This is a genomic window from Paenibacillus amylolyticus (assembly GCF_001570725.1).
Taxonomy (GTDB): domain Bacteria; phylum Bacillota; class Bacilli; order Paenibacillales; family Paenibacillaceae; genus Paenibacillus; species Paenibacillus amylolyticus_A.
This window is the reverse complement of sequence record NZ_BCNV01000001.1, coordinates 3,866,153-3,887,709: the sequence shown is the minus strand read 5'-3', so window position 1 is coordinate 3,887,709 and position 21,557 is coordinate 3,866,153. Positions and strand designations below refer to the sequence as shown.

General features: G+C 45.0%; 21 protein-coding genes. 19 read left to right on the top strand and 2 right to left on the bottom strand.

Features of this window, described 5'->3' with window-relative positions; genetic code table 11:
• The first annotated feature begins 1 nt into the window (after position 1).
• Entirely contained in the window at positions 2-715 is a 714-nt protein-coding gene (locus PAHA3_RS17205) for a metallophosphoesterase family protein (RefSeq protein ID WP_062835791.1), read from the top strand.
• 35 nt (positions 716-750) lie between these two features.
• Positions 751-900, top strand: a complete 150-nt coding sequence (locus PAHA3_RS30505; RefSeq protein WP_167350897.1) for a hypothetical protein — start codon at positions 751-753, stop codon at positions 898-900.
• A gap of 104 nt (positions 901-1,004) precedes the next feature.
• Here PAHA3_RS30505 and PAHA3_RS17200 read toward each other — a convergent pair whose 3' ends face one another.
• The gene (locus PAHA3_RS17200) at positions 1,005-1,907 is read right to left on the bottom strand and encodes an ArsR/SmtB family transcription factor (RefSeq protein WP_062835790.1); all 903 of its coding nucleotides are present in this window, start codon (positions 1,905-1,907) and stop codon (positions 1,005-1,007) included.
• 177 nt (positions 1,908-2,084) lie between these two features.
• On the opposite strand from PAHA3_RS17200, the gene PAHA3_RS17195 reads away from it, so the two are divergent.
• The 9 genes from PAHA3_RS17195 (at position 2,085) to PAHA3_RS17150 (ending at position 10,464) form a co-directional block, all read left to right on the top strand.
• The gene (locus PAHA3_RS17195) at positions 2,085-3,575 is read left to right on the top strand and encodes a glycoside hydrolase family 43 protein (protein WP_062835789.1); all 1,491 of its coding nucleotides are present in this window, start codon (positions 2,085-2,087) and stop codon (positions 3,573-3,575) included.
• A 130-nt stretch (positions 3,576-3,705) separates the two neighbouring features.
• A complete protein-coding gene (locus PAHA3_RS17190) occupies positions 3,706-4,251 on the top strand; it encodes a GrpB family protein (RefSeq protein ID WP_062835788.1) in 546 nt (181 codons plus the stop codon).
• 47 nt (positions 4,252-4,298) lie between these two features.
• Positions 4,299-4,715, top strand: coding sequence for a hypothetical protein (locus PAHA3_RS17185; protein ID WP_153028234.1), 417 nt, complete (start codon positions 4,299-4,301; stop codon positions 4,713-4,715).
• 30 nt (positions 4,716-4,745) lie between these two features.
• A complete protein-coding gene (locus PAHA3_RS17180; RefSeq protein ID WP_062835786.1) occupies positions 4,746-5,267 on the top strand; it encodes a cysteine hydrolase family protein in 522 nt (173 codons plus the stop codon).
• Positions 5,268-5,997: 730 nt separating this feature from the next.
• Entirely contained in the window at positions 5,998-6,477 is a 480-nt protein-coding gene (locus PAHA3_RS17170) for a DinB family protein (protein ID WP_062835784.1), read from the top strand.
• A 37-nt stretch (positions 6,478-6,514) separates the two neighbouring features.
• Positions 6,515-7,387, top strand: coding sequence for an aminoglycoside phosphotransferase family protein (locus PAHA3_RS17165; RefSeq protein WP_062835783.1), 873 nt, complete (start codon positions 6,515-6,517; stop codon positions 7,385-7,387).
• A 135-nt stretch (positions 7,388-7,522) separates the two neighbouring features.
• A complete protein-coding gene (locus PAHA3_RS17160) occupies positions 7,523-7,870 on the top strand; it encodes a hypothetical protein (protein ID WP_082762835.1) in 348 nt (115 codons plus the stop codon).
• 239 nt (positions 7,871-8,109) lie between these two features.
• A complete protein-coding gene (locus tag PAHA3_RS17155; protein WP_062835782.1) occupies positions 8,110-9,111 on the top strand; it encodes an endo-1,4-beta-xylanase in 1,002 nt (333 codons plus the stop codon).
• Between the two features lie 534 nt (positions 9,112-9,645).
• Positions 9,646-10,464 carry a purine-nucleoside phosphorylase gene (locus PAHA3_RS17150; protein WP_062835781.1) on the top strand — a complete coding sequence of 273 codons (819 nt, stop codon included), beginning with the start codon at positions 9,646-9,648 and terminating at the stop codon, positions 10,462-10,464.
• A 118-nt stretch (positions 10,465-10,582) separates the two neighbouring features.
• On the opposite strand, the gene PAHA3_RS17145 is transcribed toward PAHA3_RS17150, so the two are convergent.
• On the bottom strand, positions 10,583-11,659 hold the full coding sequence (locus PAHA3_RS17145) for a LacI family DNA-binding transcriptional regulator (RefSeq protein WP_062835780.1): 1,077 nt from the start codon (positions 11,657-11,659) through the stop codon (positions 10,583-10,585).
• Between the two features lie 539 nt (positions 11,660-12,198).
• On the opposite strand from PAHA3_RS17145, the gene PAHA3_RS17140 reads away from it, so the two are divergent.
• From PAHA3_RS17140 to PAHA3_RS17105, 8 genes are all read left to right on the top strand, one after another.
• A complete protein-coding gene (locus tag PAHA3_RS17140) occupies positions 12,199-13,059 on the top strand; it encodes an ABC transporter permease (protein ID WP_223200008.1) in 861 nt (286 codons plus the stop codon).
• Positions 13,060-13,075: 16 nt separating this feature from the next.
• On the top strand, positions 13,076-13,957 hold the full coding sequence (locus PAHA3_RS17135; RefSeq protein WP_036617174.1) for a carbohydrate ABC transporter permease: 882 nt from the start codon (positions 13,076-13,078) through the stop codon (positions 13,955-13,957).
• A gap of 55 nt (positions 13,958-14,012) precedes the next feature.
• Positions 14,013-15,620, top strand: coding sequence for an ABC transporter substrate-binding protein (locus tag PAHA3_RS17130; protein ID WP_153028233.1), 1,608 nt, complete (start codon positions 14,013-14,015; stop codon positions 15,618-15,620).
• A 25-nt stretch (positions 15,621-15,645) separates the two neighbouring features.
• The gene (locus PAHA3_RS17125) at positions 15,646-17,118 is read left to right on the top strand and encodes a glycoside hydrolase family 32 protein (protein WP_062835778.1); all 1,473 of its coding nucleotides are present in this window, start codon (positions 15,646-15,648) and stop codon (positions 17,116-17,118) included.
• A gap of 28 nt (positions 17,119-17,146) precedes the next feature.
• Positions 17,147-18,046: an ROK family protein gene (locus PAHA3_RS17120; RefSeq protein ID WP_062835777.1), complete on the top strand. Its 900-nt coding sequence runs from the start codon at positions 17,147-17,149 to the stop codon at positions 18,044-18,046.
• A gap of 267 nt (positions 18,047-18,313) precedes the next feature.
• The gene (locus PAHA3_RS17115) at positions 18,314-18,739 is read left to right on the top strand and encodes a GNAT family N-acetyltransferase (RefSeq protein WP_062836153.1); all 426 of its coding nucleotides are present in this window, start codon (positions 18,314-18,316) and stop codon (positions 18,737-18,739) included.
• A gap of 215 nt (positions 18,740-18,954) precedes the next feature.
• Positions 18,955-20,151: an MFS transporter gene (locus tag PAHA3_RS17110; protein WP_062836152.1), complete on the top strand. Its 1,197-nt coding sequence runs from the start codon at positions 18,955-18,957 to the stop codon at positions 20,149-20,151.
• Complete coding sequence (locus tag PAHA3_RS17105) at positions 20,133-21,455, top strand: LLM class flavin-dependent oxidoreductase (RefSeq protein ID WP_062835776.1); 1,323 nt, start codon at positions 20,133-20,135, stop codon at positions 21,453-21,455. The genes PAHA3_RS17110 and PAHA3_RS17105 overlap by 19 nt, the downstream gene beginning before the upstream one ends.
• The last annotated feature ends 102 nt before the right edge of the window (positions 21,456-21,557 follow it).

The window sequence follows — 21,557 nt, the reverse complement described above, 5'->3', positions numbered from 1 at the left end:
GTTGCCATCGCTTCAAGCAGTATTGGCTGATATGGATTCCAGAGGAGACATTGAGTATACATTTTGTTTGGGGGATATGATCGGTATTGGCCCTTACTCCAATGAAGTGATTGAGATGTTGTATAGTCGTAAAAATATGATAGCGATTGCAGGCAATCACGAAGAAGCCGTATTGAGCTTACTCCAAAATAAGGGACCATTAGAAGGGCATAAAGGCATAGCCGAGCATCATGAATGGATTGGTCGACATCTAAGTGCGGAATCGATCAAGAGAATACAAGCTCTACCGAAATTCGTTGAAAAAGAGGTAGAAGGACGTCGGTTCCTTCTAACTCACTATCATATGAACAACGACAAGCTGGATGTCATCGATAAAGAACCATCCGGGATTAAATTGGACGCAAGGTATCAGGGGACGGCCCATGATTTGGTTTGTTTTGGTCATCATCATATTCTTCATTATTATAAGACAGATCAACGAATCTATATGAATCCGGGCGCTTTAGGCTGTAACGATCTTGCCATTGCCAGATATGGGATCGTGGATCTCCAAGAGGGCAAAGTGGACGTGAAATTCATTGGCGTTCCATATGACAATAGGGAGTATCTGCAATCGTATGAACGATTGAACGTTCCGGATCGTGCTTTTATTTTGAAGGCATTCCATGGGAATCAGTTGGAGAGAGAGTATGGGGGGGACAGTGAGCGTTCTTAGCGACGTTTTTGTTTCCTGGTAAAGGAGAGATGTACATGGGAATAATCATTATGTTGGTGGTGTATCTGTTTCTCGGTATTTATGTTGTAAAAATTGGAATAGATAACTCAAAAAATAGCCAGCACACCAAAGAAATATTATCAGAGTTAAGGGAAATTAAGGAGCTGTTGAAAGATCAAAGATGAAAATTGATCAGGTATGTGCTTCAAAATTAGCTGAGGAACAGTATTTTCCATCACTCCCTCTCCTTTATGTTAGGAAAGGGAGGATTCCTGTACAGCTAGCCAAATTACCCCAGTACACGAATAACAATATCCTGATCATGGTTACCGAAACCGGCACCATAGATCGTTAGACCGCCTACGTTGGGGCTTTCCTCGTCAACTGTGAAACGAAGCGTCCAGAACGGTTCGCTAAGCTTAATATCCGCAAGAGTAATATCCGACATCCGTTCACCATCCATATACGTACCGGAGGCATCAATGCGGATGGTCTTCAATAATCCATACTGATTCACATTGCGATGCCACCAATCAGGTGTATATTTGCCGCGCGCTGCTCTGCCAAAGTCGGCAGGGCTTGTCCACGTTCCGAGAGAAACACCATTGAAAGTGAAACGAATATCCGAAGGCCAATGATCCCGCAATCCCGGAGCTTCAGAAGCCAGTTCCATCGATATCTCAATAGCATCAGTTGTCTGATCAGGAAGTACAAAGTTAGGTGTTTTATATTCAACATAGCCCTTCCCAAACCACAGGATAGCGGCGTGTACCCGCTCAGGATCAAGGAAGTAACGCGGATCATCCCATACCCCGATTTCTTTCTCAAGTGTGCCCAGCCCACAGGTAGGGTGAATATCAAAAGCAGTGTAGTGCCCAACGGATATTGTCTGCTCTCTGGTTCGTGAAGTTTGGCTTGCGGACGGCAGCTCTATCTCAATCTGATTTTGCTTGAGGTAACATAATTTGTGTGTTCCTCCGTTAATCCGAACTCTTTTACTCCCGATTAAACCCGCATCCTCCAGTTTGCGAATATGCATCGTGACAATGGAGGGGCTGAGCTCTAATGCTGCCGCAATATCTTTCACATTTTTTTCGCGATCTGCAATCATGTCCATGATTCTCCATCTGACCTCGCTTGCCAGCGCCTCATATAAAGGGAGGAACTGGGGCTCCCCATTTGCTTTGATCATCTGCACAACTCCTTACCCTCAATCTTCTAAAATCACATATATATTAATTCAATGAAATTTGTTCCAAGATACAATCCAGATTCATTGCAAGTTGATAGCCAATGGTGTTTAATTTTTTTAGTTGCTATGAAGTTGGATTCTTATATCTGTGAATTTTATCATAAGAGGTGGAGTATAGTGAAATACAATAATCCTGTCGTTAAAGGTTTCTATCCAGACCCAAGTGTGATCAAAGTCAACGATACTTACTATATGGTGTGTAGTTCTTTTCAATACTTTCCGGGCGTACCGCTCTTTGAAAGCAAGGATCTGCTGAATTGGAAGCAGATTGGTCACTGCCTCACTCGTAAAAGTCAGATTCAGCTGGAGACCGTGAGCAGTTCCGGGGGCGTATTTGCCCCGACGATCAGACACAATAACGGACGTTTTTATATGGTGACAACGAATGATACGACACATCAGAATTTCTATGTATGGACGGACGATATCTACGGAGAATGGTCTGAGCCTATCTACGTGGATCAAGGCGGGATTGATCCGGATTTGTATTTTGAAGATGGCAAGACCTTGTTTATGAGTAACGGGGTAGATGATGAAGGCGTTGGCGGAATTGTCCAGTGTGAGATTGAGATTGAAACTGGTCGCAAACTGACCCCGAGTCGTTCGATATGGAACGGAACAGGTGGACGATATCTGGAAAGTCCGCATCTCTATAAAATGAACGGTTATTATTACCTGCTTGCAGCCGAGGGTGGTACGGAGTATGGTCACATGGTTACGTATGCTCGGGGAACTTCGTCTTCAGGTCCATTTGAAGCTTATGCACACAATCCAGTTCTGACCAATCGTAATTTGGGCGGTTATGAGTTGCAGGGGGTTGGACATGGTGACCTGGTTCAGGATGATTTGGGCAACTGGTGGCTCTTTCACCTGGGGTTCCGTCAGATTGGCAGATGGGCTACGTTCCATCATCTGGGCCGGGAAGTGTTCCTGACTCCGATTACGTTTGGTGAAGACGGATGGTTTACAGCCGGGCATGAAGGCACAACGCTGACGAGTTTTGAGACTAATCGTATCCCGGACACGGTGATCCAGCAGGACAAGAAGCATTATACGTTTGAAAATACAGACTGGAACCTGGACTGGTGTTACCTTCGTCATCCGAATGCAGAGCATTATCAGCTTGAATCAGACAAGCTTACACTAACAGGAACTGATGTAACACTGGATGTTCCGGCATCCCCGACGTTCATCGGGCTACGTCAGAAAGACTTTAATGCCACAATTTCAGTCGATGTCAGTCTGACAAATGGGGAAGCTGGTGTTACGATCTATATGGATGAGAATCATCATTATGAAGTGGCTATTCGTCAGGAGCAGGACGGCTACAAGGTGATCGAGCGTCTGAATATCGGTGATATCAAATCGATTGAACAAGAAGTGGATCTGGGAAATAAACAGCATGCAACGCTGGTCATCCGCTCAAGTCAGGAACGTTACAGCTTCTTGCTTCAAGCAGATGGTGAAGAGATTCTGCTAGGCACGGCACAGACGAGGTACCTGTCATCGGAAGTGGCTGGAGGTTTTACAGGCGTACTTATTGGTCTATATGCGACGGGTGAAGATGCTGTAGCTGAGTTTACAAACTTCAAGTGTGACTATCATTAAGAAGTGAAGGGGAGGACCTAAGGTCCTTCTCTTTTTTTGGATTTGTGTCAAATAATCTACATGTAACAAAAGGATAAAAGAACGTGTTGTTTAATTATATAGCTAGATTGAATAACCAAGGAGGAGTTGCATGGAAGATCAATGGAGAATTGCAAAGTATGATCCGGCATGGCCTGTTTTGTTTCTCGAAACGAGTTCGAAATTAAGAGAAGCGTTAGGAGAAAAGGCCGTGCGGATTGACCATGTTGGGTCCACTTCAATTGCTGGAATAGATGCCAAACCCATCATAGGTATACAAATATCTGTTTCCCAGTATGAAAATTTGTTGGACTACAAACGTGAGATCGAAACAGTTGGTTTTGTATTCAGAGCAGAAAATCCAGATAAGACTAAACGTTACTTTCGTGAAGAACCCGGAAGCAGAAGGATACATATACACGTTAGACAGGCAGGCAGTTTCTCCGAGCAGATGACTTTGCTGTTCAGAGACTATTTAAGGGAGCACCCAGAAGATTGTTTGAAATATGCGGAAGAAAAGCACAGACTCATGTCATTGTATAAAGATCAACGTCCCAAATATGTTGAAGGAAAAGGGCCAATGGTGTGGAGCATATTACAGAGAGCACATCGTTGGTCTCAAAATATCGGATGGCAACCGGCAAAATCTGACGCATGAGCACATCCAATGAATAGAGATAACTGTATTGGAGTGATGAGATGAACATGGGAAGAAAGCTGATAACAACCGTTCTAACCATCATTTGTTTTACTGTGGCTGCAAGTATCATATCGATGAATGAATCCTACAGTTTTGATTTTTACATTCTTATTTATCCGATATACGCGACTCCCTTGATCCTGTTGATCGGGCTACCTTTATCGATATTGCTGGACTACCTGCTGAGCCAAATACAATTCGTTAATCATGTTTTGTATCTACGTACGAGGATATTGAGTTATGCCTGTGCTGGAGTTCTAGGTATGTATATTTATTATGTGGTCATGGGCGCAGGAGAAGCAATTTTGGATTTAAAAGAGACGTTAGTTCTGACCTTATTTGGCGTTCTTGCTGCTATTCTATTTGTGCTGATCGATATGGGATTGGAAGTTTTGTTAAAGATGCGAAGAAGAAAGAGTTAAATTATATTAATTCGTCAGGAGGAAAACAAGATGACAACGCATTGTGCACTTCTAATCATTGACGTACAGGTAGCGATGTTTGATGAAGCAGATCCTGTATATCAGGGGGAACGATTGCTTCAGAAGATCCAGGTGTTAATTGCCAGGGCCCGTGAAGCAGGGCATGCCATCATATATATCCAGCACAGCGAAGGGGCAGGTAGTCCTCTCGAACGAGGAACTCCGGGGTGGGACATCCATCCGTCCATTGTACCTATAGCTGGTGACCTCGTTATTGAAAAGGAGACACCGGATTCATTTCACAAAACCGATCTGCATCTGAAATTGCAAGAAGATGGCGTGACGGAGTTGATTCTCGCGGGTATGCAGACTGAGGTATGTGTAGACACGACTTGCCGCAGAGCGTACAGTCTGGGATACACGGTCAATCTGGTTCAAGATGCGCACAGCACATGGAATTCAAAGACACTTCAAGCGGAGCAGATTATTGAACATCACAATACGGTACTGAGACTGTTTGCCAACGTGATGGATATGGAGAATGCGCTGTAATGCTAGGAAAACGTAGGCGATTCTGGTTTTTCATAGGTGTGGCAATCATGTTTCTGTATTTTCTAATCACGAGTAATTCAAATCCAAATAAGCCGATTTCAAGAATGGATCAAAAGCTAGAGGGCACATACTTTGGTGAAGATCCCGTCAGGGATGAGTAGGGGGAGAAATACATTGAAAATCTATAAAAGAATACTTAATCTATCAGCCTGGCTTGCTGTATTAGCCATCCTATGTATTCCTGGAACTTTACATACTGAAGATGGACCGCTCCGAACAGAGTATGGTTTCCCGATCCGATTCTTTACGGATTATCATTATGCTAACTCTGAAGGAACAATCTGGTTTATATCTGGCATCTCTTTAAATGTACTTCTATATTTGTTCAATGTTCTGCTTATTTATACAGGTATTCATGTGATCTTGTATATAAAAAAGAGATTAACTATATAAATTAACTGAATATTTACACGAAACGGAGAGGACAGAAAAAAAACTGAAGAAGCGAAGTGTTCGCCTAAAAGCTTTCTGAAAGAAAGCTGCATCGGAAGCATAGGCTCATCCCCGGAGTTTACCATCATAAAATGAATCAAAAAAATCTGGGAATAACAGCGATCGAAAGGTTGTTCTGTCATCGTAGTGGCCAGTGTAAATATTCGGATGATACCTTTGCCAATACAGAATTGATCAAATCTCTCTAAAAACATAGCCGATAAAGGGGAATATGCCAATGGAAACCTTCTTTCGTTATAACTGGATGGTGCGTGAGCAATGGTATGTGTGGTGTGAAGATGTACCGCTTGAAGAATTGCTTCGGCCTCGTACGGGCGGAGTAGGCAACATATTACAAACATTGTTTCATATCATTGATGTAGAGTGGAGCTGGCTTCAATTGCTTCAGGACAAACCGGATGATGCGGAAGATTTTACAAACTACCAGAATCTTGAGGCGGTAAGGCGATTCGATCGTAAGTTACGTCCTGATGTGGAGACATTTATTACAGCATGGGAGCCGAGTATGGAAAAAAGAGCTTATATTGATCATCGCTCAGCTGGCAAAGTCGCTACAGATTCATGGGGAGAAGTTATGCGACATGTGATCGCCCATGAGATCCACCACATGGGACAGCTGTCGGTATGGGCCAGAGAAATGGGCAAACAGCCAGTATCCGCCAACGTTATTGGCAAAGGTCTGATCATACCTGATTAACAGGGAGATGCTGTCATAACATGGAAGGAGGAGAACGATGACGATTCAACTTAGCCGGATGAATTGGATAGAACTGGACGAACGTATCCAGCAGGTGATTAAACAGGAGGTTCAGATCATTCCCTTGCCACCTGGACTGGAAGCGAGTGTGATGACAATCGAAATGGAAGATCAGCGGTACGTATTGAAAGTCTGGGACAAGGATTCCAAACCGGATATCGCCAAACAATATCGATTGTTGTCCAAGCTTTATCAAAGTGGGATTCGTGTTTCCAAACCCTACGGTTGGGGATTAGACGAGCAAGAGAATCAAGTGCTGTTAACGAGCTATGATGGAAAGCCGGTTACCCAATTAACACAAACCAAACTGACACATTTGGCTGAGCGATTAATGGAGGTCCATCGTTATCCGGTGAATGAAGTGCCTACTGGAGAAGATGAAGAATACATATTTAGGTACGATTTTGTTCAATACTTTTTTCCTCAAATTGAGTTACATGACGATATAAATGATCTTCTGGAAAACTTGATCCAGCAGGTCCAGATCAGACAGGACCGCTTGATTCATGGCGATTATAATCTGGGAAACATTCTTGAGCTGGACGACCATTACACCATCCTCGATTGGACTAATGGGCAATATGGTGATCCAAGGTACGATATGGCATGGTCTGTGTTTCTGATCACCGTCTATAATGGGGAAAGTTATGGCGAGATGTATCACGTTCAATTTGCACGTTCTGCAAGTTATACGTACACGCTGGAAGAGGAGCAGGTTTTTGAAGCTGTAGCTTGTCTTCGCTGGATTCTGTTAAAGCGCGTTGGTGATGTACCCATGGGGCCAAATGTAATGGAAAGGGTTCACAGTATGGTTGTCCATAATCCATATTTGAATGAACACCTGCTGTAATCGTAATACGGGGATACACAATAACGACAGTATACAATTAAGTAATAGAAAGACCACTTTTCTCAAATAAAATAAACAGCCTGTCCTAAACCAGCGATCCTCGCATACCTATGATAATAGAGGAGCGTGATCGATATGGAGCAGAAAGTGCAAACTTACTTTGACCTGAAGCAGCAGCAAAAAGATATTGAGCAGCAGTTGTCTGTACTACGAGATGAGATTGTCGTGTATTGTGCAGAACAAGGGGTCTATGAGACGCAGGTTGGTGGTTACACGGTGAAAACAGTGCTTCAGAACCGGAAGGAATACGATGATCAGAAGCTGTATGCTTCTCTTCCAGACCCGGACATCTGGCGATTGTTGTCCAAGGTAGACAGCCATAAGCTGAAAAGCCTGATCAAGCTGAACATTCTGTCCGAAGATCAGATCAGCCCGGCATGTACAGTGAAACAGGTGACCTTGTTACAGGTAGACAAGTTGTAACGCTTCATACCTTCTTTGTACATGAGTTGAATTTAAATGAACATCCCGATCACAAAACACCTTCCGAGAAACATTCTGTTGCGATGAGCAGTGGAACAAACCTGGAGGTGTTTTTGTTGTGCAAACACGGGCGAGGATTATAAATAGTTAAATATGAGGGGGAAGAAGTATAATTTGTTCATTGTAAGCGTATTCAACAAACGATATGATGGATAAAAAATGGCAGGGAGGAATTGTAAATGCCAACCGAAATTCCATCACTACATGCTGCTTACGCCGACACGTTCAAAATAGGTGCTGCTGTACATACCAGAATGTTGCAGTCCGAAGGGGATTTCATCGCCAAACACTTCAATAGCATCACGGCTGAAAATCAGATGAAATTCGAAGAAATTCACTCGGAAGAGGATCGGTATACATTTGAGGCGGCGGATCAAATTGTTGATTTTGCTGTTGCCCAAGGGATTGGGGTTCGCGGACATACGTTGGTCTGGCATAATCAAACATCGAAATGGGTCTTTGAGGATACCTCAGGTGCTCCTGCTTCCAGAGAGCTGCTATTATCTCGCTTGAAGCAACATATTGATACGGTAGTAGGTCGGTATAAGGGGCAAATATATGCCTGGGATGTCGTTAATGAAGCTGTTGAAGATAAGACCGACCTGTTCATGCGGGACACGAAGTGGTTAGAGCTGGTGGGGGAAGATTATTTGCTGCAAGCGTTCAGTATGGCACATGAAGCTGATCCCAATGCGCTTCTTTTCTATAATGACTACAATGAGACGGATCCGGTCAAACGGGAGAAAATCTACAATCTGGTTCGTTCTTTGCTGGACAAGGGAGCGCCTGTACACGGGATTGGGTTGCAGGGGCATTGGAATATTCATGGTCCTTCCATTGAGGAGATCCGAATGGCTATTGAGCGTTATGCTTCACTGGATGTACAGTTGCATGTTACGGAGCTGGATATGTCCGTGTTTCGTTATGAGGATCGTCGAACGGATCTCACCGCGCCAACTTCGGAGATGGCTGAGCTACAGGAGCGTCGATATGAAGAAATCTTTAATTTGTTCCGTGAATACAAATCATCCATTACCTCTGTGACATTCTGGGGAGTAGCGGACAATTACACCTGGCTGGACCATTTCCCGGTTCGTGGGCGTAAAAATTGGCCCTTTGTTTTTGATCAGCAGTTGCAGCCAAAGGAATCATTTTGGCGTATCATTAACCCTATGACCTGAACATCAGGGAAGTGGAGAGAATCGGTCACGATGTGGCCGATTTTTTGCTGTAGTCAATATAGATTATACAGTAGGGCTATCTCATGCATGATCGAGGCGTTGATTTGTGTGGATGATAAGAATATGGTATTAAATGGAATTGTGTGATAAGGTTGGAGAAATGGTGAACCAAATTCTTTCCTGAAATGAGATGAGAAGATGGATTACATCCGAAACTATTTAATTACTTTTGCCGGAAATTTTGCATTTAGTTATTATATCTTTGAAGAAGGTACTTTTGCCCAACCGCTGATGTTTGCTACATTCATGCTGTTGCTTATCATGACAATCGATTACATGAAAAGTAGAAACAAATATACATTGGATTAGGGTATGTCCATGTTTTTAAACGATTCTGGAGCATAGGGTCGTTTTTTTATTGTATATAGGACAGCTTCCATTTACATCAAGACCATTGTTCATTACACTTGATGAGTAGTACCTCATTATCTCAGTTTTTGTTAACTCAATTCAGATCATCAGGAGGATATCATTATGCATCAATCCGCACATATTCAGGAAGCAAGAGATTACATATTAAACCGAATTCATACCAAACCTGCCGTAGGCATGATTCTGGGTTCGGGATTGGGAGCGCTCGCGGACGAGATTGAAAATGCGACCGTTATTCCGTATACAGAGATTCCGTATTTTGCTCAATCGGAGGCTATCGGTCATGCCAATGAATTGGTTATTGGTGAACTGATGGGCAAAACGGTTGTAGCGATGAAAGGCCGCCTTCATTATTATGAAGGTTTTACATTGGACGAAGTGACTTTCCCTGTCCGCATCATGAAGGCGCTGGGTGTCGAGCAATTGCTTATCACCAATGCCTGCGGAGCGATCAACACAAGCTTTGAGCCGGGACAACTGATGCTGATTACAGATCATATTAACCTGGTGGGCAATAACCCGTTGATGGGACCGAATAATGCTGAACTGGGTGTGCGCTTCCCAGACGTATCACAGGTATACAATCGCGAACTGCGCAGCATTGCCCTTAAGGTTGCAGAAGAACAGAATGTTGGTCTGCAGCAAGGTGTCTATGCATGGTGGAGTGGCCCGGCATATGAGACACCAGCAGAGATTCGCATGATTCGTACGATGGGTGCGGATGCTGTGGGGATGTCTACGGTACCTGAAGCCATTGTTGCCATCCATGGCGGTATGAAGGTACTAGGCATTTCCTGTCTGACCAACATGGCCTGTGGCATTCTGGATCAGCCGTTAAGTCATGACGAAGTCATTGAAGTGGCTGCCCAAGTGAAAACAACCTTTATCGGTTTGGTAAAAGGCATCTTGAAAGAGATCTAGTTCCGAGATCATTTTTATGTGGGCCGCGATGGATAGGATAGAGTTTACATCCAGCCAAATCGAAATCACAAAAAAACGTATGCTTCACGAGTTGTTACTCGTGAGACATACGTTTTTTTTATTTTGCAGAACGATGAACCATCTGAGAATGATCGGCCATGATTGCTGGCGTAGACTCCCTGATGATGGGTTTGGTCACAATGTGTGAGACCTGATACGGTTGTGTTGGGCTATTAATCCGGGATAACAGCATCTCTGCAGCCTTGATGCCCATCTCATTACTGTAAATATGAACGGTCGTTAATGCAGGCTCAATAATTCGGGATTGGGGCGCATTATCGAATCCGCATATCGCAATATCCTGTGGCACAGCGACATTTCTGTCTTTTAACGCCCTGATCAGATCAACTGCTAAAAAGTCATTAGCGCATACGTAAGCAGAAGGTAGGGAGGCCAGCTCTGCCACTCGCTGGTTCAACCATCCTGGCTTAGAGAAACACAGGCGATCATTATCCAGGATGCAATGAGACAGGTCCACCTGCAACCCCGACTCCAGCATCGCACGATGATATCCAACCCATCGTTCATTAAAACTCTTGCAGTGATTGTAATCTCCCACGAATCCGATACTTGTGAAGCCGCTCTCAATTAATTTTTTGGTTATCTGATAGATGCTATGTTCATTCTCCATAAGGAGCAAATCTGCTTGGAATTCGGGATAACATATGTTGGAAGCGCAATCGATAAAGATCGTGGGGATGCCCAGATCGGTAATCAATTGAGTGTATTCCAGATCAAATAATTCAATGCAAATGATGCCGTCTATTTTAGCAATATCAAAATTGTTGGGAAGTGTAAGCGTATCTTGATCGTCTTCACGCACGATATGAATCGAGAGATTGTATCCCTCCGCACTGATTCTTTTCTCCAAACCGCTGATCAACAACGAACCAAAGTGAGATGTATTCGGCAGGTTTTCAGTTAACAGGGCGATATTGCCCGGAGTCTTCGTTAGAACAAGCTCATTTTCCATGTAGGCGAATTGCTTATATTTAAGTTCAATTGCTTTTTTTATTACACGATTTCGGGTCTCATCCGGGATGTTTCCGCTATCGTTTAATGCTTTGGAAGCCGTGTTCCTGGAGATCCCCAAAGCATCAGCGATGTCTTGTATCGTGACTTTTTCCTTAGCCATCTAATGCTTCACCTCTAATCCTCAATAGTCATCCATAATCTTCTCTAAGTCAAATGTATAATAGAACGGGACAAATAGCAATCTCTGTTTTACAAATGCACAATTGTATTTACATTTAGATGGGCGAATTTCATTTTCATAATTGTTCCAGAAGTTTCGTTAACTAGTGTAACAATGATGATCTATTACAGTAATGATGTAGAAATACCTATGCTAGTATTAACGATTGAGTGCTGTACATATGCGAATTTAATCCCTTTCAGTTACATTGATGCAAAGATAAAGTGATCAAATGCACAAATATTTTTTACAAAACGTATTGACTAAATCCGTAGATAACTGATAAATTGTAAATTATTAAATAGGCAATTGTAAATATTGAAAGCCCTTACTGAAAACAATTGTCAACTTCTAGAATGAACGGGGGTATCGTGTTGGATAACATAGCCGACAGAAAAAAGGGCGAAGGAAGGGTACTGAAAGTGAGGACGACAAGCGGTCATAGGTTGCAGCAGCTCAAAAAAAATTACTTTTTATATATGTTGCTTGCACCAGCCTTAATTTTGACTCTTATCTTCAAGTACATTCCGATGTACGGAGCCATCATTGCGTTTAAGGATTTCAGTCCGATCAAAGGCATCATGGGCAGTGATTGGGTAGGACTGAAGCATTTTGAGAAATTTATAGCTTCACCCAATTTCGATATCATTTTAATGAATACGCTTAAACTCAGCTTTTTGGGATTGATATTCAGTTTCCCGGTGCCCATTTTACTGGCACTCATGCTGAATCAGGTACGCAAAGCTGGCATCAAGAAAAATATTCAATTGTTTCTGTATGCACCCAATTTCATCTCGGTTGTTGTCGTGGTGGGTATGTTGTTCATCTTCCTCTCACCGACAGGGCCGATTAATCAATTAGCCACATGGATTACAGGTCAGCCAATCATGTTCATGTCTGAACCGGAATATTTCCGCTGGATCTACATTTTGTCCGATATCTGGACTGGAGCGGGTTGGGCTTCGATCATTTACGTCGCAGCTTTAGCCAATGTTGATCCAGAGCTTCACAATGCGGCTAATCTGGATGGAGCCAATCTCCTTCAGCGTATTCGCCACATTGACCTTCCAACGATTCGTCCGATTATGGCTATCGTCTTTATTCTTGCAGCCGGTGGCATTATGTCCATTGGATTTGAGAAGGCCTATCTGATGCAGACGTCCATGAACCTGCCTTCCTCCGAGATTATTGCCACGTATGTCTACAAGGTGGGGCTACAGTCTGGAGATTACGCTTATTCTGCGGCAGTTGGATTGTTCAACTCGGTGATCAATGTGATCTTGCTGGTGACGGTGAATCTGATTGTGAAGAAATTGAATGAAGGCGAAGGCCTCTATTAGGAAAGGAGTATTATCCATGGTTGTTAAACACACGGGAATGGATCGATTGATCCTCACACTCAATGCCATCTTTCTCACCTGTGCTGTACTGGTTGTGGTTGTTCCCCTGATTTATATTGTTATCGCCTCATTCATGGACCCCACGGTGCTACTGAATCGTGGACTGTCCTTTAATGTATCGGACTGGAGTCTGGACGGATATCAGATGATTTTGTCCAATCCAGCCATGATTCGGGGGTTTGCAAATGCGGTATTGTATTCGGTTTCCTTTGCACTGATCACCGTGACCGTATCCATATTTGCAGGTTATGCATTGTCGGATGACAGGCTCGCGGGACGTGGATTTTTCATGATTATCTTTATCATTACCATGTTCTTCGGCGGGGGATTAATCCCAACGTATCTACTCATACGTAATCTCGGCATGCTGGATACGGTGTGGGCAATCATCATCCCTGGAGCCGTTAACGTCTGGAACATCATTCTCTCCAGAACCTTTTTCAAAGGGGTCCCTCGGGAGCTGAAAGAAGCCGCGAATGTGGATGGCGCGTCTGAGATGAAGATCTTCTTCCAGATCGTCATTCCGTTGTCGAAACCGATCATTTTTGTACTCGCACTCTATGCGTTTGTTGGGCAATGGAATTCCTATTTTGATGCAATGATCTATCTGGATAATCCGAACCTGCATCCGTTACAGCTCGTTCTGCGCTCCATTCTGATTCAGAATCAGGCTGCACCGGGCATGATCAGTGATCAGCTGGCGATGGCAGAACTGAAACGGCTCTCCGAGATGATTAAATACTCAGCGATTGTCATTTCGAGTCTGCCACTCATCATTATGTATCCGTTCTTCCAGAAGTATTTCGAAAAAGGTGTCATGGTCGGTTCCCTCAAATAGTGAACAGCCTGCGATACAGTAAGTTGATCTAATCCAACTCATGGAGGTCATTATTATGAAAAAAGTAAACAAATCCAGAAAAGCCGTTACAACGGCATCCATTTCCATGTTATCTGCAATGCTCTTTCTAACCGCCTGTGGCGGGGGTGGAGGCGGCGCGGCAAGTGAGGCGCAATCCCCTGATGGCAAGGTGACATTGAATTTTATCACACAGAGCTCTCCGCTGGCTCCAGCTGATCCGAACGACAAGCTGATTAACAAGCGACTCGAAGAGAAAACCAATGTGCATATCAACTGGAAGAACTATACGAGTGATGTGTTTGCGGAAAAAAGAAACCTGGCGGTTGCCAGCGGTGATTTGCCGGATGCCATTTTTGATGCAGGTTATGGGGATTATGATCTCCTGAAACTGGCGAAGGATGGGGCGATCATTCCGCTCGAAGATATGATTGAACAGTACATGCCCAATCTGCAAAAGGTGCTGGAGGAAGCTCCCGAATACAAGAGCATGATCACGGCTCCAGACGGCCATATCTATTCATTCCCATGGATTGAAGAACTCGGAAGTGGCAAACAACGGATTCAGGCAGTGGATAACTTGCCCTGGATTAATGTGGAATGGCTGAACAAGCTCGGACTGAAGATGCCAACGACAACCGAGGAATTAAAAGAAGTGCTGATTGCGTTCAAAACCCAAGACCCGAACGGCAACGGTAAGGCTGACGAAATTCCGCTCTCTTTCATTAACAAACCGGGTGGAGAAGATCTAACATTTCTCTTTGCAGCATTTGGACTCGGAGAGAACTGGGACCATACGGTGGTGACCAATGAAGGAAAAGTGGTCTTTACAGCAGCCGATACGGGTTACAAGGAAGCGGTTAAATACATTCATGAACTGGTTCAGGAAGGTCTTGTGGATGTGGAATCGTATCAGCAGGATTGGAACACGTATCTGGCAAAAGGCAAGGACAACAAGTACGGCATGTACTTCACTTGGGATAAGGCTAACATTACAGGCATGAATGATACGTATGATGTTCTGCCTCCGGTTGCCGGCCCTAACGGAGAGGTCAATGTCACAAGAACAAACGGAATTGGACTTGATCGTGGTCGCATGGTCATTACCAGCAGCAATAAAAACCTGGAATCCACAGCGAAGTGGGTAGACCAATTGTACGATCCGCTCCAATCTGTGCAGAACAACTGGGGTACCTATGGAGATGAGAGTCAGCAGAATATTTTTGAATTCGATGAAGCCAAAGGCATGCTGAAGCATCTTCCACTGGAAGGATCTGCACCTGTGGAACTTAGACAAAAGACCAGTATCGCCGGACCATTGGCCATTCTCGACAGTTACTATGATAAATACACAACCAAACCAGAAGATGCAGCTTGGCGTATGGAACTTCTTGATAAGGTTATGGTTCCGCATATGAAAGCAGAGAACGTATATCCAAGTGTGTTCTTCTCTATTGATGAACTGGATCGATTGTCCACGATTGAGACCGATCTTTTCGCCTACGTGTTACGTCTGCGTACGGAGTGGTATCAAAACGGGAAAATAGATCAGGAATGGGATGCTTACCTGAAAGAGTTGGATCGCCTTGGATTGCAAGAATGGCTACAGATTAAACAAGCCGGGTATGACCGTAATAACCAATAAAGAAAAGTACGGAGGAGAAACCATAATGTCGACAATTCTTAAACAAGATTACAGAAACGAATACCATTTCTCACCGAAAGAGAAGTGGATGAACGACCCGAACGGCATGGTTTTTTTCAATGGGGAGTATCACTTGTTCTATCAACATCATCCGTTTGGTACAACATGGGGCCCCATGCATTGGGGTCACGCGGTGACCCGAGATCTTGTCAATTGGGAGGAACTTCCTGTAGCTCTGGCGCCGGATGAACATGGCATGATCTTCTCGGGGAGTGCTGTGGTGGACTGGAATAATACTTCAGGACTTTTCGACGATGAGCCGGGGTTGGTTGCTATTTTCACCCATCACCTGGAAGTTGAAAAGCATGATGCCATACAAACCCAGAGTCTGGCGTATAGTAAAGACAACGGCAGAACCTGGACTAAATACGAGGGTAATCCGGTATTAAAGCATGAGTCCTTTGTCGATTTCCGTGATCCCAAAGTGTTCTGGCATGAGCAGACCAAGGAGTGGATTATGATTATCGCTTGTGGTCAAACGGTATGTCTGTACCGATCTCCCAATCTGAAGGATTGGACGCTAGGAAGTGAATTTGGCGAAGGGATCGGTTCACACGATGGCGTGTGGGAGTGTCCGGACCTGTTCCCGCTTGCAGTGGATGGAGATTCAGGGCAGGAGAAATGGGTGATGCTCGTTAGCATTGGTGCAGATCCTGCTTTTATAGAAGGCTCCAGAACGCAATATTTTACGGGAGATTTTGATGGAAGTACATTTATCCCAGACGAGGCATCCCATACGATCCGCTGGATTGATCATGGCCGGGATAACTACGCTGGAGTTAGTTGGTCCGACATTCCGGCTGAAGACGGCAGACGCCTGTTTATGGGGTGGATGAGCAACTGGATGTATGCCAATCAGACGCCGACCAATGATTACCGTGGAGCCATGACCATTGCACGGGAGCTGACACTGGAGACAAGAGCCGGAGAAGTTATCCTGATTCAACGTCCTGCACGTGAACTTGAGCAAGCCCGTAAGTCAGTTTTGTCCCTACAGGATGCTTCGATTCAGCAAGTGAGTGAGCAGTTAAATGCTTTGCAACTCGTGAACTATGAGATCCATGCAGAGTGGGCTCCGAATCAGTCGTTCCATTTTGCCTTAAGAAGCGGAGCTGACAACGAAACGCTCGTTGGCGTAGACGCTAACCGAGGTGAAGTGTATATCGATCGTAGTCGCTCGGGTATCGGCGATTTTCATGAACATTTCCTGGGACGCCATGCAGCTGAGTTAAAAGAGGTAAATGTAAACCAAAGTTTGCGTATCTTTGTAGATCATTCATCTGTGGAGGTATTTGCAAATGATGGTCAGGCCGTTATTACGGATCTGATCTATCCGGATGTGGATTCCAAAGGCATCTCTGTTCATGCCGAAAATACCGATCTGCTATTCTCTTCACTTCATATCTATGAGATCTCACCGACCAAAGCTAAAGATTAATAGTAATGAAGGAAAGGAGTCCAGAACGATGCGTATTGGAGCTATAGAAGCGGGAGGAACGAAGTTTGTATGTGGTGTAGGGAATGAGCATGGACAGATTGAAGATCGGATCAGCTTTCCAACAGAACATCCGGAGACCACTCTTGCCAAGGTGATCGACTATTTCAGGGATAAAGATGTGGAAGCCCTGGGGATCGGCTCCTTTGGTCCGATTGATCTGCAACCGGATAGTCCGACCTATGGATACGTTACAACTACACCTAAGCCAGGTTGGGAGAACTGTAATGTGGTTGGAACCTTGAAGCGTGAATTTCCGGTTCCTATCGGATGGGATACGGATGTGAATGCTGCCGCGCTTGGCGAAGTGACGTGGGGAGCGGGGCAAGGACTGGATAACTGTGTATATTACACGATTGGCACAGGCGTTGGTGTTGGACTCGTAGCAGGGGGCCAACGAGTCCATGGATTGTTACATCCTGAGGGTGGACATATTCGTACAAGACGCCATCCAGACGATCACTTTGCCGGATTATGCCCGTACCATGGCGATTGCCTGGAGGGGATGGCTGCAGGACCAGCCATTGAAGCACGTTGGCAAAGTCCCGGTAGTGAACTGCCCGCAGATCATCCGGCGTGGGAGATGGAATCCTTTTATATTGCGGAGTCGATCACCACAGCCATCCTGCTTCATTCGCCGCAGAAGATCATCTTGGGCGGTGGTGTAATGCAGCAAGATCAGCTGTTTCGACTAATCCGGGAGCGTGTTGTACGGAATCTGAATGGTTATGTGAATGCAGCCCCAATTACGCAACATATTGACCAATATATCGTCCAGCCCGGATTGGGCCAGCATGCAGGTCTGTGTGGTGCGCTCGCATTGGGTCTGGAAGCATTGCAACATGCAGCACAAGCGTCGCATGCTTCGTAGTTTTCTTAAATAATCTATATCCCAGAAGGGACGGTTGCGGATTTGCTTATTTGTATAAGCAAGACTGTACCGTCCTTTTTGGGCTTTTTTTTATTTTTTGAGGAGTTTAATATGTTTGAAAAAAAGTGCGTTCTAAAATCCGATGTTGCTCAAGTGAGCTGCCAAAGGTATGATTTTTAGTGTCCTATCCCTATCATGCGATAAGACATTCAAAATCTAACGCGTCTCGAATGGAAAGGAATCTAACCAATGAAGAACCATATAACAATGCGTCAAGCTGTCCAGGCAGACCAAGAGCAACTCGCCGATTTGCGGGCGTTAGTACTGTACGATGATCTAACCAGGCTGGGGAGATATGATGATGTGAAAGTACGTGAACGTTTCCGAAATACGTTCGACCCTTCCCATACGAGGATTATTGAAGTGGAAGGTTCCATGGTAGGTTGCGTAGCATTGAAGCCCAAGTCTGAGGCATATCTATTGGAACATTTCTACATACATCCCGATTACCAAGGCCAGAGAATAGGAACGCAGGTACTGAGCATGTTGCTAGAACAGGATGAAGTTCAGGGGAAACAGGTTATTTTAAATGTATTGCAGGGAAGTCCCGCTCGGCGATTGTATGAACGATTTGGATTTATATTGGACAGTGAAGATGAGGTCGATGTGTTCATGTCCGTTCAAGTTCAGTAATTTATACTGTACATCTATATAAGTTGAACTATTCTTTTACACAGGAACGGAGTGTTCAGTGTAAAATCTTTAGTTCAAGTTATATAACAGACCCATTCATTTAATTCTTGAATGGGTCTATTGAACTTTTCTATTATACATTCCGATGACGTTACCCTAATATGGATAATAACCTACTTTTTATATAGGAATTATATAGTATGGAGAATGCCAAGATGCCACAATGGAAGCGAAATCTGTATATTCTGTGGTTCGGCCTGTTTTTCAATCATATGGCGTACTCACTGTCCGTTCCGTTCTTTCCTATATTTCTGCAAAATGATCTCGGTATCCAGAGCGGCTTAGAAGCTTGGTCGGGGATTTCCATTTCCATCAGCTTTCTGATCAGTGGATTATGCGCACCCTTCTGGGGATCACTCGCGGATAAATATGGGAGCAAACTGATGCTTGTCCGTTCAGGAGTTGGGCTAGGCATTGCACATCTGGCTAACTTCTTTGTTTACGATCCATATACGTTTATCGCAGTGAGGATCTTTCAGGGACTCATGGCTGGTTTTCATCCTGCCTCGATTACATTGATTGGCACCAATACTCCGGAGAAACACGTGGGTTATGCACTTGGTGTGATCTCCACGGCCAGCGCTGCAGGCGGGATTCTTGGTCCTCTTGCCGGTGGTGTGCTGAGTCACTGGATCGGACTGCGGGGATGCTTCATTGCATCAGCTGTCATTACGTTCCTCGCGGCTCTCATGGTCCTCGGTGTTAAGGAGTCACGACAAGCTCGTACAATCGTTCCAACGAGGATCATAGGGGATTTGAAAAGAGCGGCTTCCACGCCCGGCTTGATGCGAATCTACGGTTTGATTCTGCTAGTCTCAACCTCCGTACTTATCATCGAACCTGTGCTGACGCTCTATGTGGTCCAGATTGGTGGAGATGTTGGCAGTGCAACACTTAGTGCAGGCATTGTCTTCTCGGCGATTGGTGTGGCAACTGTCATCATGGGGCCGCGCTGGGGCAAGATTGGTGGAAGGATCGGATACGAAAAAACCCTGTTTATCGGTCTGATCGGCGGTGGGATAGGCAGTCTGCTGCAAATGACAGCAAATAATCTGATTTATTTTGGCAGCCTGCGATTTGTTTATGGTCTATTCTTTGCCGCGGTTTATCCGGCGCTTAATGCGCTGATCATCAAATATGCTGATCACGATTTTCGTGGGAGGGCTGTCAGTCTGAGTCAGACGGCGAGTCAGTTCGGTATCGTGCTTGGACCGTTAATCGGTGGCTTTCTCGGTGGATGGATCGGTATTTCTTTTATTTTTCTATTCACAGGGATTGTATTGCTGGGAGCAGCGTGGGCAGTGTCATCACCACAACATAGGGAGGAAGATATATGTCGCAACGACAATTGAAATTGGGAGCTAATCTGAACGGAGTGGGGAACAGCATTTCCTTTTGGCGTCACCCGGATATTCCCATTAACGCGAGTGTTAGTCTGGAGTTCTACAAGAAGCAGGTGCGTATCGCGGAAAAAGGGAAGTTCGATCTGCTCTTTATTGCAGATGGCCTCTTCATCAACGAGAAGTCCAATCCTCATTTTCTCAATCGCTTCGAACCTCTGACGCTTCTGTCCGCACTCGCCGGGGCAGCTTCCCACATCGGGTTGGTTGCTACATTATCTACTTCCTATAGTGAACCCTTCACGGTTGCGCGGCAATTTGCCTCACTGGATCAGTTAAGCGATGGGAGAGCCGGATGGAATGTGGTCACTTCACCTCTGGAAGGCTCGGCACTAAACTTTTGTAAAGGTGAACATCCAAACCATGCGCTGCGCTACGAAATTGCGGAAGAACATCTGAATGTAGTCAAAGGACTTTGGGATTCCTGGGAGGATGATGCCTTTGTCGGAGACAAGGAACAGGGCGTATTCTTCGATCCTGCCAAGCTGCATACGCTGAATCACAAAGGAGTGCATTTCTCGGTACAGGGTCCACTTAATGTAGGGCGTTCGAAGCAGGGTCACCCGGTGATTTTTCAGGCGGGCTCATCTGAATCTGGTAAAGATCTGGCCGCCCGATCGGCGGATGCCGTGTACACAGGACATGAGACGTTGGAGGAAGCAAGGGAGTTCTACCGGGATGTGAAGACAAGAGCGGTGGCGTATGGACGTCAGGCATCGGATATCCTGATCTTCCCGGGCATCGGTCCCATTGTGGGTAGAACAGCGGAAGAAGCTGAGCAGAAGTATCAGGAAATTGCCGAACTGGTGAGTATTGATCAGGCGCTAAATTATCTGGGACGTTACTTCGATCATTACGACTTCTCCCAGTTCCCGCTGGATGAACCTTTTCCCGAGATTGGGGAGATCGGCAGCAACAGCTTCCGCAGTACAACGGACAAGATCAAGCAGCAGGCACGGGAACAGGGGCTGACCCTGCGCGAAGTGGCGTTGTTAGCGTCTACCCCGCGTACATCGTTCATTGGTACACCGGATCAGATCGCAGATCAGATTCAGGAATGGTTTGAAGGCGAAGCGGCAGACGGATTCAATGTTCGTACTGTGGTGCCCAATGGCTTGGAAGATTTCGTGGAGCTGGTTGTTCCGGTTCTGCAAGAACGAGGACTGTTCCGCACGGAGTATGAACATGAGACGCTCCGAGAGAATCTGGGTCTTGAGATTCCGCATAATCGGTATACGCTGGAGAGTGTGAGATAGAGAAGGTAGAGTGGTAATGACGTTGAATTAACGTTGTTGCCGCTCTTTTTTATGGTTTCTTTTTAGGAGAGTACTGTTATTATAAAATGATATAGGAAACGC

Excerpts from the sequence above, each read along its gene's own strand:
- PAHA3_RS30505 (WP_167350897.1), top strand. The coding sequence starts at position 751 with ATGGGAATAATCATTATGTTGGTGGTGTATCTGTTTCTCGGTATTTAT.
- PAHA3_RS17200 (WP_062835790.1), bottom strand. The coding sequence starts at position 1,907 with ATGATCAAAGCAAATGGGGAGCCCCAGTTCCTCCCTTTATATGAGGCG.
- PAHA3_RS17190 (WP_062835788.1), top strand. The coding sequence starts at position 3,706 with ATGGAAGATCAATGGAGAATTGCAAAGTATGATCCGGCATGGCCTGTT.
- PAHA3_RS17185 (WP_153028234.1), top strand. The coding sequence starts at position 4,299 with ATGGGAAGAAAGCTGATAACAACCGTTCTAACCATCATTTGTTTTACT.
- PAHA3_RS17180 (WP_062835786.1), top strand. The coding sequence starts at position 4,746 with ATGACAACGCATTGTGCACTTCTAATCATTGACGTACAGGTAGCGATG.
- PAHA3_RS17170 (WP_062835784.1), top strand. The coding sequence starts at position 5,998 with ATGGAAACCTTCTTTCGTTATAACTGGATGGTGCGTGAGCAATGGTAT.
- PAHA3_RS17165 (WP_062835783.1), top strand. The coding sequence starts at position 6,515 with ATGACGATTCAACTTAGCCGGATGAATTGGATAGAACTGGACGAACGT.
- PAHA3_RS17160 (WP_082762835.1), top strand. The coding sequence starts at position 7,523 with ATGGAGCAGAAAGTGCAAACTTACTTTGACCTGAAGCAGCAGCAAAAA.
- PAHA3_RS17155 (WP_062835782.1), top strand. The coding sequence starts at position 8,110 with ATGCCAACCGAAATTCCATCACTACATGCTGCTTACGCCGACACGTTC.
- PAHA3_RS17150 (WP_062835781.1), top strand. The coding sequence starts at position 9,646 with ATGCATCAATCCGCACATATTCAGGAAGCAAGAGATTACATATTAAAC.
- PAHA3_RS17145 (WP_062835780.1), bottom strand. The coding sequence starts at position 11,659 with ATGGCTAAGGAAAAAGTCACGATACAAGACATCGCTGATGCTTTGGGG.
- PAHA3_RS17140 (WP_223200008.1), top strand. The coding sequence starts at position 12,199 with ATGTTGCTTGCACCAGCCTTAATTTTGACTCTTATCTTCAAGTACATT.
- PAHA3_RS17135 (WP_036617174.1), top strand. The coding sequence starts at position 13,076 with ATGGTTGTTAAACACACGGGAATGGATCGATTGATCCTCACACTCAAT.
- PAHA3_RS17130 (WP_153028233.1), top strand. The coding sequence starts at position 14,013 with ATGAAAAAAGTAAACAAATCCAGAAAAGCCGTTACAACGGCATCCATT.
- PAHA3_RS17125 (WP_062835778.1), top strand. The coding sequence starts at position 15,646 with ATGTCGACAATTCTTAAACAAGATTACAGAAACGAATACCATTTCTCA.
- PAHA3_RS17120 (WP_062835777.1), top strand. The coding sequence starts at position 17,147 with ATGCGTATTGGAGCTATAGAAGCGGGAGGAACGAAGTTTGTATGTGGT.
- PAHA3_RS17115 (WP_062836153.1), top strand. The coding sequence starts at position 18,314 with ATGCGTCAAGCTGTCCAGGCAGACCAAGAGCAACTCGCCGATTTGCGG.
- PAHA3_RS17110 (WP_062836152.1), top strand. The coding sequence starts at position 18,955 with ATGCCACAATGGAAGCGAAATCTGTATATTCTGTGGTTCGGCCTGTTT.
- PAHA3_RS17105 (WP_062835776.1), top strand. The coding sequence starts at position 20,133 with ATGTCGCAACGACAATTGAAATTGGGAGCTAATCTGAACGGAGTGGGG.